The organism is Aeromonas sp. Y318-3, assembly GCF_027706185.1.
In the GTDB taxonomy this organism is placed as follows: domain Bacteria; phylum Pseudomonadota; class Gammaproteobacteria; order Enterobacterales; family Aeromonadaceae; genus Aeromonas; species Aeromonas veronii.
In genome coordinates this window covers 1-16,934 of record NZ_JAPDCN010000022.1, presented here as the reverse complement: position 1 = coordinate 16,934, position 16,934 = coordinate 1, and the positions used below count along the sequence as shown (strand labels likewise).

8 protein-coding genes are annotated in these 16,934 nt (G+C 55.6%); 2 read left to right on the top strand and 6 right to left on the bottom strand.

Features of this window, described 5'->3' with window-relative positions:
- The coding region (locus OKB77_RS21460) for a VCBS domain-containing protein (RefSeq protein WP_270818468.1) at positions 1-4,691 on the top strand (4,691 nt) is incomplete at its 5' end.
- Between the two features lie 70 nt (positions 4,692-4,761).
- Here the strand turns inward: OKB77_RS21460 and OKB77_RS21455 are convergent.
- On the bottom strand, positions 4,762-5,256 hold the full coding sequence (locus OKB77_RS21455) for a hypothetical protein (RefSeq protein WP_005335330.1): 495 nt from the start codon (positions 5,254-5,256) through the stop codon (positions 4,762-4,764).
- Between the two features lie 185 nt (positions 5,257-5,441).
- On the opposite strand from OKB77_RS21455, the gene OKB77_RS21450 reads away from it, so the two are divergent.
- The gene (locus tag OKB77_RS21450) at positions 5,442-7,397 is read left to right on the top strand and encodes a sensor domain-containing protein (RefSeq protein ID WP_164461936.1); all 1,956 of its coding nucleotides are present in this window, start codon (positions 5,442-5,444) and stop codon (positions 7,395-7,397) included.
- Between the two features lie 63 nt (positions 7,398-7,460).
- On the opposite strand, the gene rraB is transcribed toward OKB77_RS21450, so the two are convergent.
- The 5 genes from rraB to OKB77_RS21425 all read right to left on the bottom strand — a co-directional run bounded on the left by rraB (position 7,461) and on the right by OKB77_RS21425 (position 16,301).
- Positions 7,461-7,796, bottom strand: a complete 336-nt coding sequence (gene rraB, locus OKB77_RS21445; RefSeq protein WP_026034893.1) for a ribonuclease E inhibitor RraB — start codon at positions 7,794-7,796, stop codon at positions 7,461-7,463.
- 1,349 nt (positions 7,797-9,145) lie between these two features.
- On the bottom strand, positions 9,146-10,192 hold the full coding sequence (locus tag OKB77_RS21440) for an AraC family transcriptional regulator (protein WP_227342019.1): 1,047 nt from the start codon (positions 10,190-10,192) through the stop codon (positions 9,146-9,148).
- 179 nt (positions 10,193-10,371) lie between these two features.
- The gene (locus tag OKB77_RS21435; protein ID WP_227342020.1) at positions 10,372-11,826 is read right to left on the bottom strand and encodes an efflux transporter outer membrane subunit; all 1,455 of its coding nucleotides are present in this window, start codon (positions 11,824-11,826) and stop codon (positions 10,372-10,374) included.
- A 49-nt stretch (positions 11,827-11,875) separates the two neighbouring features.
- Positions 11,876-15,043 (bottom strand): efflux RND transporter permease subunit, encoded by a 3,168-nt coding sequence (locus OKB77_RS21430; RefSeq protein ID WP_227342021.1) that lies wholly within the window; start codon positions 15,041-15,043, stop codon positions 11,876-11,878.
- Between the two features lie 76 nt (positions 15,044-15,119).
- Positions 15,120-16,301: an efflux RND transporter periplasmic adaptor subunit gene (locus OKB77_RS21425; protein ID WP_257119816.1), complete on the bottom strand. Its 1,182-nt coding sequence runs from the start codon at positions 16,299-16,301 to the stop codon at positions 15,120-15,122.
- Between the last annotated feature and the right edge of the window lie 633 nt (positions 16,302-16,934).

Sequence of the window (16,934 nt, the reverse complement as noted above, 5' to 3'; positions counted from 1 at the left end):
ACGGCCAGTATGGCCAGCTGGTGCTGGGCGCGGACGGCAAGTGGACGTACAGCGCCGACAACGGTCAGGCGGCGATCCAGAACCTGAAGGCGGGCGAGAAGCTGACCGACACCATCACGGTGACCAACGCGGACGGGGTGACCACCACCACGGTGACCATCACCATCAACGGCACCAACGACAAGGCGATCATCAGCGGCGATGCTGTGGGTGAAGTGACCGAAGACCTGAACGTCTCGAGCACAGGCCTGCTGAGCGACAGCGGCCAGCTGAAGATCAGCGACGTGGACGGCGCGGATGAAGTGGCGTTCAAGACCGACGCGGCCAGCATCACCGCGAGTCCGGATGCACTGGGCAGCCTGAGCATCACGGCTGACGGCACCTGGACCTACAACGTCGACAACAGCCTGGTGCAGTACCTGGGCAAAGGCGAGACCAAGCAAGAGACCTTCACCGTGCAGAGTGTCGATGGCACACCGCACACGGTGACCATCATCATCACCGGCACCAATGACGCCCCGACGCTGAACATCTCCAACGATGTTGTCGTCTCCGAAGAAGGTCTCCTTGGTGGGCTGAAAGATGAATTGGGTGAAGATGGCCAGAAAGATGCTACTGATGAGATCGTTGCCAAGGGAGTGATTACCGTCGGTGATATTGACAGCAATAACTTGACTGTTTCACTGGGATGGCCAACCGATAATGGTGTTCAACCAGTTTATTCTGGTGGTGTGAAGATCGAGTGGAGTTGGGATGCTGACAGCAAAACGTTGATTGGCTACGCCGGTAGCAAGGACAACGTTGTTCTTGAGGTTAAGCTGACAGCACCAGTTGGTAGTAGCAAAGGTGACTGGGGTTATGAAGTGACCCTGAAGCAGCCGTTGGATCATGCTAATACCACCCAGGAAGACACCCTTGATCTCAAGATAAATGTGTCTGTTTCTGATGGGACTCTGTCTGTGACTAAGCCTTTGACGATTACTGTCGAAGATGATGCCCCGATTGCCGAGAATGCTGAAGTGGTCTCCGTTGCCAAGACAGACATACCGAATGTATTGACCGGCCTGTTTGATTTGACTCGATACTCGGCAACGACAAACCAGAGAGAGCTTGATCTGGACGGGTTCAAGATCACTGCCCAAGGGTTCAAGTCGGCGACCGATTCAACTCTTATTGCTGCAGATGTCAATGCTTCAACGGCTGGGCTTGGTGTTGCAAGTAGCAATAGTCCTTATCACAACCTCGCCAATGAAGTGGATTTCCGTCTCTTTGGGAATGGAAAGTCTGCATCCGAGGAGCTGATCGTCAAGCTCGATCCGGGGACCGTGGCCTATGGTGCGAATATCAAATTCAGCCAGATGTTTGGTGGCGAGAAGGAGAGTGGTGTTGTGGAGTTTTACCGCGGAGGAGTACTGGTCTCCACACTGATGTTTAGCTCGGATGCGGCAGGTGGAGAGTACAACCAGAACTTCCAGGTGCAGCAGGGCGGTTTTGACACCATGGTGATCAAGGCTACTAACAACGGCAATACCAATACCTCAGATAACAGCGACTTTACCGTCAAGTCTATCGAGTTCCTTGGCTCCTATACCCCGCAGGCGATTGCCTATGGTTCGGGTACAGTTGCAACGCAATGGGGGGCGGATGGTAAAGGTTATATGGCGCTGGACATCAAACCGGAAGATTTTGAACGCGGCCTGCTGACGGCCACTGGCTCCCCCATCACTATCAGCAAGAGTGGGAACAACACCCTGCTGGGGAATGATGGGAGTGGCAAATTGGTCTTCAAGTTGGAGTTCACCCCTGCTACCGGCAAATGGGAGTTCTTCCAGTATGCCGAGATGCAGCGTCCGGACGATGGCGACATCGACTTCACCTTCAAGGCCTTTGATCGCGATGGTGATAGCTCGCAAGGCAGCTTTGCTGTCAACCCGCTGGCGCGCCCGACTGTGGTCAATATAGCAAGTGACAGCGAGCTTGAAGGTACCAGTCTGCAACATGTAGTGACCCTGAGCGGGGCGACCAATGTGGTGACCCAGTACAGCTTCTCCATTGCCGGCACAGGAGCGAATGCCGCAACAAATGCTGATTGGGGAAGACCAACATTTAGCCATGGTGTGACTTTGAGCGCCGATGGCAAGAGTGTGAGCGTACCAGCCGGGGTGACCAGCTTCACGGTTACCGTGCCTACAGTGAACGATCGTCTGGTTGAGACTAACGAGACTCTGCAGGTGACCGTAGGTGACAAGAGTGGCACTGGCACCATCATCGATAACGATTTTAGAGTCCATTTAGAGAATGGTCTGGTTGATGAAGATGGTTTGTCTGGTGGCAATGCTGGTTTGCCAGAGCCTGTCGGAGAACCGATCAGTGGTCCGCTTTCTGTAACCCAGCAGCTACAGGTGACAGATGGTAGTGGTAACAACGTGACAGGTGTTCAGCTCAAGCTGTTGAGTATTGGCGGGATAACTGGCATAGAAGGACAAGTGTTGAACTGGGAGCAGGTTGGTTCGGGGCTTAATGGGTATATAGGTACCAAAACCCCTGCGAATCTGGCCTTTACCGTGACGGTAGATAACAACGCGAATCCGCCGAGCTATACCTTCACCATGATCAAGCCGCTCAGCCATCTTGTGGATGGTCAAAGCAATATATTGAGCAGTCAGGATGAGCTGCGTCTCACCGTGAACTATGAGGTGAGCAAAGCCGGTTTCGACACTATCCCCGACTCTTTCGTTGTTGCCGTACGTGATGATGTGCCGGTTGCCGGCCCGATTTTCCATGCTGTGGAGTCAGAAACTAAAGTCGGTGCTAATGTGCAGTTGATCTTGGATATATCCGGCTCTATGGCATGGGATGCAAAAACGGGAAGTGATAAAAATGTCATCAAGTCTCGTTTGGATGTAATGAAAGAGTCTGCTTACCAGTTGCTGGATCAGTATCTTGCGCAAGGGCAGACAAAAGTACAGCTTATCGTTTTTTCTTATGATGCAGCGCTTAAAGGCGATTCAAGCTGGCTTGATGTTGCAACTGCCAAAAATATCATCTCCCAATTGAAAGCCGATGGTTCCACTGATTATGATGATGCTCTCAAATTGGCCCAAAATAGTTGGGGGGGAAGTAATTCTGGGCGTTTGAATGGGGCCACCAATGTCAGTTATTTCTTATCTGATGGTCAACCGAATCCGAATGATGAAATTGATAAATTTGAAGAGCAGACATGGACAGAACACTTGCATAATAACAAGGTGACTGCACTGTCCTATGGCATGGGTGATAACGTACCAGCTAGTCATCTAGACAAAGTTGCATTCGATGGTTATTTGAATGTGGATGGAAATGCGGTAATTGTCCCAGATGTGACCAAGTTGCCACCCATTCTGTTGCAATCAGTGGTTCAGCCTATTGGTGGTAATTTGCTAAGCGGGTCTGATGGTTTTGGTGTGGGGGCTGATGGTGGTTTTGTGAGCCAACTTACGGTTCGCGGCGTGACGTATAACTTTAACGGTAATACTGTTACTACTTCTACTTCAGGCAGTTCCAATACGCTCAGCCATAGCTTTGATGCTGTAACCAAAACGCTGACTATCTACATCGATAACAAGCATTCACTGATTGTCGATCTTGATAACGGCAGTTATCAGTTCTTTGGTGCCGCAGTGTCGCCCTCGGTCAAGCTTGATTTCGGTTACACCTTGAAAGATCTCGATGGTGATACCAGTTCGAGCACGTTGACCTTTGTGGTGGGGACAGATGTAAGGTCTACAGGTGATGTGATTGATGATGTGCGATTGAATTATTTTGGTACCAGTTATGAACAACTGTTGTGGAGTAACCCTGCAGGAATCAGTAATCAGTTGATTGCAAACCATACTCGAGGTGTTGTGATTGACGTGGGGGCTGGCGGGGATAACGTATTATCTGGGCGTGGCGATGACATAATCTATCTTGGTGAAAGCCATGCGATTCTGGATCAGAATGCAAGTGCGCCTAACAATATAGCAGCCGCGCAACAAAAGCTGGTGTCGTTCATGAGTGGTGCGGACAGTAGCCTGCTAGTTACTCCAAGTAATGGTGAGGATAGTGCGCTGAAGACTCAGGCTTTTAGTACTGCCCATATTGATATTGCTCATGGGGGTGCCGGAAGTGATCGTATTTATGGTCAAGGTGGCGTTGACTTGCTATTTGGTGGTTCAGGTAATGATTTATTATTTGGTGGTGACGGAAATGACGGTCTGAGAGGGGGAACGGGTAATGATCTCCTTTCCGGCGGAACAGGGAATGACTATTTGAGTGGTGGTCTGGGCAACGACATACTGACCGGTGGCGATGGAGCGGATATCTTCGTGTGGAACAAGGGGGATACCGAATCAGGTAAGTTGACGGTTGATACTGTCACGGACTTCAAACCGAGCCTGAGTGATCCGACGCTGCGCGACAAGCTGGATCTGAGTGACCTGCTGGATCATGATGGGTCTAAAACGGAGTCATTGCTTAAAAATCTGTTGTCTGTGTCTGCAGATAGCCAAGGTGTGCATCTCAAGGTTAGCGATTCGGTGGGTGGTTCTGTGACCCAGGAGATTGTGTTGTCTGGCCACACTTTTGGCTCTCTGACCGGTAATAGTGGTGCAACGGCTAGCCAGGTGATCGATTACATGTTGACCAACAACATGCTCGATATCGACAAGTAAGCCCAACTCGGGGCAATAAAAAAGCGGCAGAGCAATCTGCCGCTTTTTTTATCTTTGCAGGGGAGTGAAATCAGTTGCCGAGGGTGGCAAACAGGCTCTGCTCCAGGGTGCCGCGGGAGACACAGACCGGCTTGATGGACGGGGCCGGTACGCGCTCGCCTGAGGATTCAACGAAGAACAGCTCGGTGTTGCCCTTGACGTTGACGGTGGCCACGCTGCTGTTGCCGCTCTGGGTGATGATCAGGTTGATCTGCAGGTTCGGGTTGCCCAGTGCAACTTTGGAACCCATGGTACCGCAGTCCAGCCACTCCAGCCCGTCGGCTGACTGGTTGACGTTGGCAGTCATCAGGCCGGAGCCACGCTGGCTGTTTTCGATGGTGAGGCCGTGATCGGTGAACCACTTCTCGGCGCGAGCCCACACCAGATCCACCGGGATCGCCATTTCCTGAGTGTTGTTGGTTGCCTTGGCAATTGGCGGGTTGTAGCGATACTCCTCACCGCCGTTATTGTCACCAGCACAACCAACCAGCAGCAGCGCCAATGCGCTCCCCATAATCTTTTTCATCTTGTTTCTCTCGTCCATATCACCAGGCCATTGGCCAACCGGCGCCTATTATCGCCGGAGCGACAATCTCTGTCAGCAACCATCCAGCGTTCGATGTTATGGGGAGGTGATCGGGGTGCTTTACAAAATTGGTTTGCTATCATAGATTTGCTCGAAATTCCTCCATAAGCACCCCTGTGACCAACATGCTCACCCCGGATCTGCTGCAGCAGATCATCGACCAATTGCCAATGAGTATCTTCTGTCGAGATAGTCATGGGCGTTACCTGTTCGCCAATCGTGAGTTTGCCCGTGAAGCCAAGCTGGAGTCGCCTGCCGAGGTTGTCGGCAAGACAGATGCAGATATGCCATGGGGCGATCTCTTTCGCAGTGAGGATGAGCAGCTGCTTGCTGGAGGCGTGCCGATGCTGTATCAGCAGCTCCATTGCAACCGGGGCGGGAATACCTGCTGGATGGAGGTGCACAAGGTGCCTCTTTACACCCCGCAGGGAGAGGCGTGCGCAGTATTCGGGGTGGTTAACGAGATTGCCCAGCGCAAGAGCCTGGAACAAACCGTCAAAAAGCAGCAGTTGTTGCAGCGTTTTCTGCTCGATGCCATTCCTGATCTGATCCGTTTCGATGATCACAACGGGGTGTTGCTGGAGTGCAACCAGGCGTTTCTCGACTTTATCGGCCAGGGGGCGGATGAGGTGCTGGGTCAGCAGCTACCGTTCCGGCTGGCGGCGCCGCAGGGGATGGGTCATGGCGAGTGTTGTCTGCTGGATGCCAGCGGGCAGGGGCGACACATGGAGATCACCCGGGTCGATGTCCCCGATGGTGATGGTCACTCCCTAGGGATCCTGACGCTGGGGCGTGACATCACCGGCCTGCGCACCACTCAGGCGCAGTTGCAGCAGGAGCAGCACTACGACAGTCTGACCGGACTGCTCAAACTCTCCCGGTTCTTGCAGACCAGCCGCCATCTTGGGGAACGCAGTGCCACATTGGTGCTGGTCGATCTGCACCATTTTCGTGAGATCAACGATCGCTTCGGGATACGGATTGCCGATCGCCTGCTCAGCCAGGTGGCCAAGCGGTTGCAGCAGCTGGTACCGCCGCGTTCCCTTCTCTGTCGGGTCGCTGCCGATGACTTCAGCCTGTTGCTGCCGGATTTCAATGAGCCATTGCAGGGGTGGAGCCAGCATCTGCAGCAGCAGTTGATGGAGCACTATCAGGTGGAAGATCATCGCATCCAGATCCCGGTGTTTCTGGGGCTGGCCCAGGGGCGGGCAAGCGATGCCGAGCGGTTGCTCAGCCATGCCGAGGCTGCGCTGGCGCAGGGCAAACGGCAGCAGCAGTACTGCACCCTGTTTGATCCCGAGCTGCATGCCCGGCTCAAGCGGCGTCAGTTGATCGCCGCCCAGTTGCCGCTCGCCATCAAGTCCGCCCAGCTGGTTGCAGTCTATCAGCCGATCATCTGTACCCGTACTCACCGGCTGCATGGCGCCGAACTGCTCTGTCGCTGGCCCCATCCCGAGCTTGGGATGATCTCCCCCGACGAATTCATTCCGTTGGCGGAAGAGATGGGGATCATCGGTCAACTGGGTCAGTTGATGCTGGAGCAGGGCTGTGCCCAGCTGGCGCAGTGGCAAACTGCGCAGCCGGATATGGTGCTCTCCATCAACCTCTCGCCGCTGCAGTTCCGTGATCCGGCGCTTTGTGAGCGGGTCTCTGCCTGCATCGCTCGCCATGGTCTCAAGGCCAGTCAACTGGAGCTGGAGATCACCGAAGGGGTACTGATGGAGAACGCCGACGAGATTGAGACCAACCTCGACAACCTGATTGCCGCCGGTTTTCAGTTGGCCATCGACGACTTTGGTACCGGTTACTGTTCACTGGCCTATCTGCCGCGTTTGCAGGTGGCGACCCTCAAGCTGGATCGCAGCTTCACTCAGGGGCTGGCCAGCAATAGCGCGACCACCGCTATCGTGCGTTCGGTCATCGGGTTGGGCCATGAGCTCGGGATCCGCATCACCGCCGAAGGGGTAGAGACACCCGAGCAGCAGTTGTGGCTGACCGAGGCGGGGTGTGATCGGTTACAGGGCTATCTGTTCAGCCGCCCCCTGCCGCCGACGGAGTTTGCTGCCAGCTATCTGGCGTGAGAGATCGTCAGAAACAACAAGGCCACTGCAAGGTGGCCTTGTTGTTTTACGATGGAGGCAGGATCAATCCTGGAAGTAGGTGCCCCAACCATCGTAATCCACCCCGTATTTTTCCAGGATGGGCAGCATCTTGGCGATATCGGCGACGATCGCTTCGACATTCAGCTTGCACTCGATGGTGGCATCGAAGCAGAAGATGGTGGCGCCGTCATCCAGCTCCATCTCTTCGGCATCGGTCACTTCAAAACCGGCCTTGAACAGGTCAACCGCTGCTTTTTCCAGACGGTCGAAATCCTGGCAGGCGAAGTGGTGCTCGATGTCGTAATCCGCATCGGGATTGCTGCCATCGGCCAGCAGTTCGTTGACGATCTCGGTGGTCTCATCACGCCACTCTTGCATATTCAGACTCATGTTGCCTCCAGGCGGTATCATTGCGGCAAAGCATACTCGCAGAGTGGATTCGGCTCAATGCGGCGGACCCACTGAACCTCGAATTTCCATCATATTGGCGCAGCCTGCAGGGCGTGCAGAGGCCAGCAAGTACGGCAAACAGGACTGAAATGGATAATAAATGGCCGCTTCGTTCGGTTGTTGAGCGAACGCGCTTTTTATCGTGCCATCATGGTTGACACTCTGCGCTGGAAAGGGTTTAATGCGCGCCGTTGCCCAGATAGCTCAGTCGGTAGAGCAGGGGATTGAAAATCCCCATGATCGTTTCCATACCACAGCTCTGGACAGCACACCCTACAAGGCTTCGCTTTCAACGCGAGGCCTTTTTGTTATGCGTGTCTGGTCAATCTCTGGCAAGGTTGCTCACCGAGCTCGAGATTAATAATCCCCGGACCTCTGCTCCGCTGCTTCATCTGACAACAGATAGCGAAATCCACTCCACCCTCCCCTGCATTGATCCCCACTTCCTACGAACAACGCGTGCCCTCCCAGGCAACTCCTGCGTGATATTGTATTGGTAGAGAGTGCTCGTCGCTGGGTCGCTTCTTTGGGGAAGCAGCTGGATGACATCAGCCGAGTTATTCGCCACTCTCAGGAGATGTTGACACTAAAGCGTCAGTTATTTTTGAATATACTCGACTCACCATAAAGAACACATAAGAGTGATCCATAACCAGTGGTTCTTGGTCCGTGTAGGATACTTCAATAAGATGATTTCCCAACTCGGTGAGCCAGTGCTGAATCGGCTGGAAGAGCGATGCTATCTCATTCGCACCGAACATGATCGCCTAACCACGCGTATCAAGCGTCGCACAGCTCACATTCGTGACGGCCAGTATTATGCTTTCAACTATGACAAGATCATGGAGGTAGACTGTGATGATTGTTATAAACCCGAGGATACTCCGCTACCAACGACCACTAGGTTCACTTGCTGTCGGGGATAACGGGGAAAAGGAGATAGCCTCCTTTAGATAGGAGATGGCAGCATTGACAGCGGACGTTGAAAAGTTTTAGGAAGAGGGGGGCCAGTGCGAACTAGCCCCTTTGCTTTGTGGGCTTAGGTGGCAAATTGCCGTGGTGGCAGCATGGATGCTCAGGGCTGCGAAAATTGTCAGTCATGGAGTGGTTGACTGATGCTACGGTCAGAAGGATAGATGATCGTATCAAAAGGCAGAGAAGGCCAGGATGAGCTTGTTATGGCTCTCAGGATAGCTGTGCGGCCACAGCGGCTTATTCGGCCGCTAAGCCGCGATACGAGTGTCTCACCATTACCAGGACTAAAACGCTGGTTCGCTTTAAGCCTCAAACGCCCCTCTTCCAGAACCATACCCTACCGCACCTCTGGCGACTTTGCGCTGCAACTCGAGCCACTCACCGGGAGATACCCCCTCCCAGCCGTTGAACGCTCGATAAAACGAGTTGGAATCTTCGTAGCCGAGCAGGTACGCCATCTCGTTGGGCTCTATCGCGCCAGTCTGCAAATAGGAGCGCGCCAGTTCGCGGCGGGTCTCCTCCACCAGTTGCTGAAAAGTGATGCCCTCATCGGTCAACCGCCGTTGCAGAGTTCGCGTACTCATCGCCAGCTCTTTGGCCAGCGATTGCAGCGTCGGACGCCGACCCGCGAGAGTGCGCTTCAGCACCTGTTTCACCGCGTAGGTGATTCTGGTGTTTTGGTCATGCTCCTGCAACTCGGCATCGAGCTGCGGGGCAATCACGGCGAGCAGCTCTTCGTTGTGGGTATAAAAGGGAAAATCCAGATCGCTGCTGCGAAACACCAGTGCATTGCGCGACGCATTGAAGGTGATCGGACAGCCAAAGTGCCCCTCCAGCAACGCGCGATGCTCGGGGCCACGCGTCAATTCGATGCGCCGCGGGCGAATATGTCCGTCAGAGCTGTGTTGTGCCATGGCCGTCATCCAAGAGAAGCCCATATCAGTCATGATATGGGGCGGTTGCTCACTGGTTGCCAGATAATGAGAGTCGATGATCACCTCATCACCTTTTACCTCGACACGGATCTCTTCCGGGCAGACGACCCGTTTGTAACGGGCCAGACGCTGCAGTGCATCTCGTAAACAACTGCTGCACACCGCCGCAATCGCCATCGGATGATTGCGCTCGAGTCGCATATCTGCACCCAACTTGAGACCAAATGCCACATCGCCACAATGGTCTGTGATCGCGCTCCACAGGGAAAACAACTCTGCCGTGGAGGCATAGATTTTCTCTTGCTGGAAAAACAGCTCAGGCAGTCCGGCTTTGCGCTGCAACATCTCTAACGAGAGCCCCCGCTCTGCAATGCGCAACATCCACTGTTTGGAAATTCTAAAACGATCGATCATCGTGTGGTGTACTCAATCAAAGTAGATAACGTGACCTTGTCAGGCCGCTGATACCGCTTGGCGGCATTGGTGGGCCAATGCCGCTTTTTAGCAAAAAATATCTGACATCACACCATGCAGTTATTCACATTCTTGATATGTGTAGGTGCCAGTCATCGGCTCACAAAAGGGCCCATTGCTCAGGTTTTGTTGGATGCCTCATCGGCCACATATTCCGGCCAACCGCCGGCCATGGCTCGGTAGAGTGACACCACGGCCAGGGTATATCCGACCCGACTCTGTGCCAACGCATCCTGGCTTTGCAGACGCACGCTTTCGGCATCCAGCAACGCCAGCAGATCGATGGCGCCCTGGTCGAAGCGCACCTTGGCCGCCTCGGCGGCACGCACGCTGGCTGCAGCAGCCTGCTCCAGATGCTGGCGCTGCTGCTCACTGCGTGACACCTGAACCAGCGCATTCTCGGTCTCTTCCAGCGCGGTGAGGACAGTTTTCTCATAGCTGGCCAGATCACCGGCTGTCTGCGCATTGCTGGCAGCGATGCGCGCACGAACACGACCAACATTCAAAAATGAGCCATCAATACCGAGTGTCAGCGACCGGGTCTCGCTGTCCCGTGCAAACAGAGAGCCGGCATCCAATGCCTGAGTACCGATCAAGCCCCCCAGGGTAAATCGGGGGAAGAGATCGGCAGTGGCCACACCGATGCGCGCTGTCGACGCGGCCAGGCGATGCTCGGCAGCAGCGACATCTGGACGGCGGCGAAGCAACTCGCCAGGAGCCTGCATGGGCACATTCGCAGGCAACTGCGCCAGCGCTGCCGGCGCCGCCAGCTCGCTAATCAATGACTCCGGCACATTACCGGTCAGTACACCCAGTCGGTGGGTAGCCAGCGCAATTTGCACCTCCAGTGGCGGGATGCTGGCTCGGGTGGTTTCGAGCTGGGCACGGCTTCTATCCACATCAAACGCGCTGGCCATGCCCGCCCCTTGCCGCAGTTGCAGTAGCGACAGGGTTTGCGCCTGGTTGGCGGCGTTGTCACGGGCGATGCCCAGCTGCTCCTGCCAGCCGCGCAGCTGGAAGTAGGTCTGGGCCAGTTCCCCCACCACCGCCACCTGCATGGCAGCCATATCATCGGCACTGGCACGGGTGTCGGCGCGCTGCACTTCCACGGAACGCCGCACGCGACCAAACAGATCCAGCTCCCAGCTAAAGCCGACACTACCCTGATATTGGTGATAATCGCGATCGGCAGCCGCGACGCCGGGCTGCTGACTGGCACTGCTGCGCTCATTGCTTGCCTGCGAGCTGGCGGTGAGCGTAGGCAGCAAGTCGTACTTTGCGCTACCCAGCATGGCATTGGCCTGCTGATAATTGGCCAGTGCCAGCTGCACATCGTGGTTATGACGCAGGGCAAGCTCAACCAGTTTGGTGAGCTCCGGGTCGTTAAATCCGCGCCAGAACGCCGGCCCCGCATCTGGAGCCGGCTCTTGACGCACTGTGGCATCCAAACGGGCATAGCTGCTCACGGCCGGCAGGGCCGGACGTTCAAAGTCCGGTCCGACGCTGCACGCTGACAACAGCGCGGCGAGGCTCACCGTGAGCACGCGACGGAATGGATGGGTTTTCGAGTTCACATACATCGTAAAGTTACTCGTCCAAAAAGAGGTTGGAATACGCCCGGATTCAGAGCGGATCGCCCACGAAGGTCGACTCGCCATGCTGGACCAAGGGCCGGCCTGAGAGCTTACGCAGCGCCACGTAGAACACCGGGGTCAGGAACAGACCAAACAGCGTCACCCCCAGCATCCCCGCAAAGACCGTGATACCGGTCACCGAGCGCACTTCCGCCCCGGCGCCCGTGGAGAGCACCAACGGAACCGTGCCGGCGATAAAGGCGATTGATGTCATCACAATCGGGCGCAACCGCAGCCGGCATGCCTTCAACGCGGACTCAACAATGCCACGACCGTTCATCTCCAGCTCACGGGCAAACTCGACGATCAGGATGGCGTTCTTGCACGCCAGCCCCATCAGCACCACCAGCCCCACCTGAACGAAGACGTTGTTATCACCACCTGTCATCCAGACCCCGAACAGCGCCGAGAGCAGCGTCATCGGTACAATCAGGATCACTGCCAGCGGCAGGGTCCAGCTTTCGTACAGCGCTGCCAGCACCAGGAACACCATCAAGATTGCCACCGGGAAGACAATAAAGGCGGCATTGCCCTGAGTGGCCTGCTGATAGCTCAAGTCAGTCCACTCGGTAGTCATCCCTACCGGCAATACCTGCCCGGCGATATCGGTCAATTTGCCCATCACCTGCGCCGACGAGAGCATGCGCGGATCGGCCTCACCGGCCAGATCGGCGGCGGGATAGCCGTTAAAACGCAGCACCGGGTCCGGACCGTAGGTTTCCTTGATGGTCACCATCGCACCAATCGGTACCATCTCGCCGCGGGCATTACGGGTTTGCAGCTTGCCGATGTCCTCCACGCTATCGCGAAACGCCCCGTCCGCCTGCGCAATCACCTGCCAGGTACGACCAAACTGGTTGAAGTCGTTCACATAGGTCGAGCCCAAATAGGTCTGCAAGGTATCGAACAGCTCGGTCAGTGCGACCCCTTGCGCCTTGGCTTTGACACGATCCACATGGGCATCGAGTTGCGGCACGTTGGCCTGATAACTCGTAATTGGGTACGCCATGCCCGGTGTCTGGGCTACTGTGCCCTGCATCGCCTGCACGGCTTCTTGCAGTTTGCCGTAACCGAAATTGCCACGGTCCTCGATAAACATCTGATAGCCGTTACCGCTGCCGAGCCCCAGGATCGGAGGCGGCATCATCGAGAAGGCGAAGCCCTCTTGCAGACCAGCGATCTTCTGGTTTATCTCGGCATTGATCTGTGCCGCAGTGCGGCCATTACGCTCAGCAAACGGCTTGAGCGGTATGAACGCCACCCCGGTGTTGGGTGTGTTGGTGAATTGCAGCGCATTAAGACCCGGGAACGAAATGGTGTGCGCCACCCCGTCGGTCTCTTGTGCGATCTGGGCGACCTTGCGCAACATCTCGTCGGTGCGGGCAATCGACGAACCTTCCGGCAATTTTACCCCGGCAATCAGGTAGAGCTTGTCCTGGGTCGGGATAAATCCGGGCGGAACCTGTTTGAACATCACACCGGTCGCGCCGAGCAGCAGGGCATAAACCACAAACACGGCGCCACGGCGACCAAGGATACGGGAGATGTTGCGCTCATAGCGCTCGGAGCTCGACTTGAAGACCCGGTTAAACGGACGGAACAACCATCCCAGCAGGTAGTCAATCAGTCGGCTCGGACCATCCTTGGGCGCATCGTGCGGTTTGAGCAAACGGGCAGCCAGCGCCGGCGACAAGGTCAAGGAGTTGATGGCCGAGATCACGGTCGAGATGGCGATGGTGACGGCGAACTGCTTGTAGAACTGGCCGGTGACACCGGACAAAAACGCCATCGGCACAAACACGGCGCACAGCACCAGCGCGATCGCAATGATCGGCCCGGAGACTTCACGCATCGCTTGATGCGCCGCAGCCACCGGCGAGAGCCCCTCTTCGATGTTACGCTCGACGTTCTCCACCACCACGATGGCATCGTCCACCACAATCCCGATGGCGAGCACCAGACCGAACAGGCTCAGGGTGTTGATGGAAAAACCCAGTACATAGAGGGTAGCAAAGGTCCCCACCACCGACACCGGCACGGCGATCAGCGGAATGATCGAGGCACGCCAGGTCTGCAGGAACAGGATCACCACCAGCACCACCAGCAATACTGCTTCGAGCAGGGTGTCCACCACGGCACTGATCGAATCACGCACAAAGATGGTGGTGTCGTAGACAGCTTCATACTTCACATCAGACGGGAAGGTCTTCTGCATCTGGTTCATCGCATTGATGACCGCATCGCGGATCTCGAGCGCATTGGCGCCCGGCGACTGGAAGATACCTATACCGACCGCATTCTTGCCATCCAACTGGGAGCGCAGGGTGTAATCGCCGGCTCCAAGCTCAACGCGGGCCACATCGGCCAGACGCACCACTTCTCCGTTATCGCCATTTTTCAGCACGATATCGCCGAATTCCTGCTCGCTGCGCAGACGCCCCTGGGCGTTGATCAGCGTGAGGAACTGGCTGTTTGGCATCGGCTCGGCACCCAGTTGGCCAGCCGACACCTGCACGTTCTGTTCGCGCATGGCGCTGACCACATCACTGGCCGTCAGGCCCAGAGAGGCAATCTTGTCCGGGTCAAGCCAGGCGCGCATGGCATAGTCACCACCACCAAACACTTGGGCATCCCCCACCCCCGGGATCCGCGCCAGCGCATCTTTCACATGCAGACGCGCGTAGTTACGCAAGTACAGGGTGTCGTACTTGCCGCCTGGCGAAGTCAAATGCACCACCATCAGAAACGTCGGAGACTGCTTCTGGGTGGTCACGCCCTGGCGGCGCACATCTTCCGGCAGACGAGCCTGTGCCTGCGCCACACGGTTTTGTACCTTGACCGCGGCCTCGTCGGGGTCAGTGCCCGGACGGAAGGTGATGGTCATCTGCAGCACGCCGTCAGAGCCAGCCACCGACTTGAAATACATCATGCCTTCGACGCCATTGATCGCCTCTTCCAGCGGCGTGGCCACGGTTTCAGCGATCACCTTGGGGTTGGCGCCCGGATAGACGGTTCGTACCACTACCGACGGCGGCACCACTTCCGGATACTCGCTCACCGGCAAGTTAGGAATGGTGATCAATCCGGCAGCGAAGATCACGATCGACAGCACAGCCGCAAAAATTGGCCGATCAATAAAGAAACGGGAAAAGTCCATGGAATAGGTCCTTAAACAGACTGTTCGAGAGAGACCAGGCGCGTCAGCACACGCGCCGCAGTGGACATTGGGGTGGTCATTTCATCGCCGCCGTCAATGCTGAAGCGCCCTGCATCGGCACCTCTCTGGCGTTCACCGGCATGCCCGGAATGAACACCTTCTGATAGCCTTCGATGATCACGCGATCGCCAGCCACCAATCCTTTCTCGATGATGCGAAGCCCCTCGGCTTCCCGTCCCGGAATCACGTCACGACGCTGGGCCTTGCCATCTTTGTCGACCACATAGACATATTTACGGTCCTGATCAGTCAGCAGGGCCTTGTTGTCGATCAGCACGGCATCGGGAATGCGGCCACCTTGCAGGCGCACACGGGCAAACAGACCTGGGGTCAAAATGCGATCTTTGTTATCCAGAATGGCGCGAACGCGAAGGGTGCCGCTGCTGCGCTGCACCCGGTTGTCGAGAAAGTCGACCTCGCCGCTGTGGAGGAAGCCCTCCTCATTGGAGAGCCCAACCTGAACCGGGATCGTGGCGCTGTTGCCACCTAGGTCAGTGCGGGCGCGCTGGGTGTAACGCAGGAAGGCATTCTCATCGATGTCGAAATAGGCATACATCTTGTCTTGCGACACCAAGGTGGTCAGCACGCTCGTAGCGCCGTCTGCCGTAACCAGGTTGCCCTTGGTCACCAGCGCACGCCCTGCCCGACCGACAATCGGTGCGCGTACCTGGGTCCACTCCAGATTGAGCTTTGCCGTATCGACCGCAGCTTGAGCTGCCATCATATCGGCCTGGGCCGCTTTATCGGCAGCGTTGCGCTGCTCCCACAGCTCGGTAGAAATGGCGTGTTGGGCGACCAGCACCTTGGCGCGGCGCGCTTCGTTGCGGCTCTGCGCCGCCACACTGGTCGCACGTGCGAACTGTGCATTGGCCCGCGCCAGTTCGGCGCGGTAATTGCGGGCATCGATAGTGAACAGCACATCGCCTTGTTTCACCTCCTGACCTTCCCGATAGTTCACGCTCTCGAGATACCCAGATACACGGGGACGCAGTTCGACGCTTTGAATCGCTTCAATACGGCCACTGTATTCATCCCACTGGGTCACCGGTTTGACCACAACCTGCGCCGCGCTCACCTCGGGCGGTGCCATCGATACTGGGATGGACTTGTCGTTGCAACCGGCAAGCAACAGGGTACCCAAGGTCAACACTACCAACAAAGGCGATGCGTCATACCGCAAAATATGTATGTTTTTCATATAGATGATTCCAATTGTGGAATAGGAAAAAAACGTGATGTGCGATGGTCAAATCGTCGCCAAAACGGGAGCTTGGTCACAAATTGAGGCAGATCAGAACAATACAAGGGGCAAGACATAACCTATATGCAGAACGCGCCAATTTACTTGCAAAACGCGCCAATTCATAAAAATCGAGCTCATAGAAACAACTGACTTGAACTAAGGAAAGTGCGAACAAGTATCCCACGAACAAAAAATGAAAATTTTAGTCATTTAATATCAATGGGTTACCAGTAAATGCTCTCGTGCCATATGACTTATTCGCACCTTCCCTAACATTCTCTATCATCAAATGGCTGCGTTTTAAACCTAGCCCCTCCCGTTGCTGGAATGTCAATACTTCAATGACATGTGCCACCGGTGGTGTTACTCAATCATCCCAAAGACGCAACGTAGATAATATTACCTGACAACCTCTTCTCCTCCGCCATCTTCAAGAACCGGTCTAGCATCGGCGGCCAGCCACTAAGGCATGGCACAATTGGACCATGATTTTCTTGGAATCGAAATATGACTAGGCTGTGTTCTTAAAGTGATGAAGATATAATCTCAAATCCTCTCAATAGCTTAAGACCTACGCAGTGTCCCGTC

What these genes read in the sequence shown, in the direction of transcription:
- OKB77_RS21455 (WP_005335330.1), bottom strand. Translation starts at nt 5,256, where the DNA reads ATGAAAAAGATTATGGGGAGCGCATTGGCGCTGCTGCTGGTTGGTTGT.
- OKB77_RS21450 (WP_164461936.1), top strand. Translation starts at nt 5,442, where the DNA reads ATGCTCACCCCGGATCTGCTGCAGCAGATCATCGACCAATTGCCAATG.
- rraB (WP_026034893.1), bottom strand. Translation starts at nt 7,796, where the DNA reads ATGCAAGAGTGGCGTGATGAGACCACCGAGATCGTCAACGAACTGCTG.
- OKB77_RS21440 (WP_227342019.1), bottom strand. Translation starts at nt 10,192, where the DNA reads ATGATCGATCGTTTTAGAATTTCCAAACAGTGGATGTTGCGCATTGCA.
- OKB77_RS21430 (WP_227342021.1), bottom strand. Translation starts at nt 15,043, where the DNA reads ATGGACTTTTCCCGTTTCTTTATTGATCGGCCAATTTTTGCGGCTGTG.
- OKB77_RS21425 (WP_257119816.1), bottom strand. Translation starts at nt 16,301, where the DNA reads ATGAAAAACATACATATTTTGCGGTATGACGCATCGCCTTTGTTGGTA.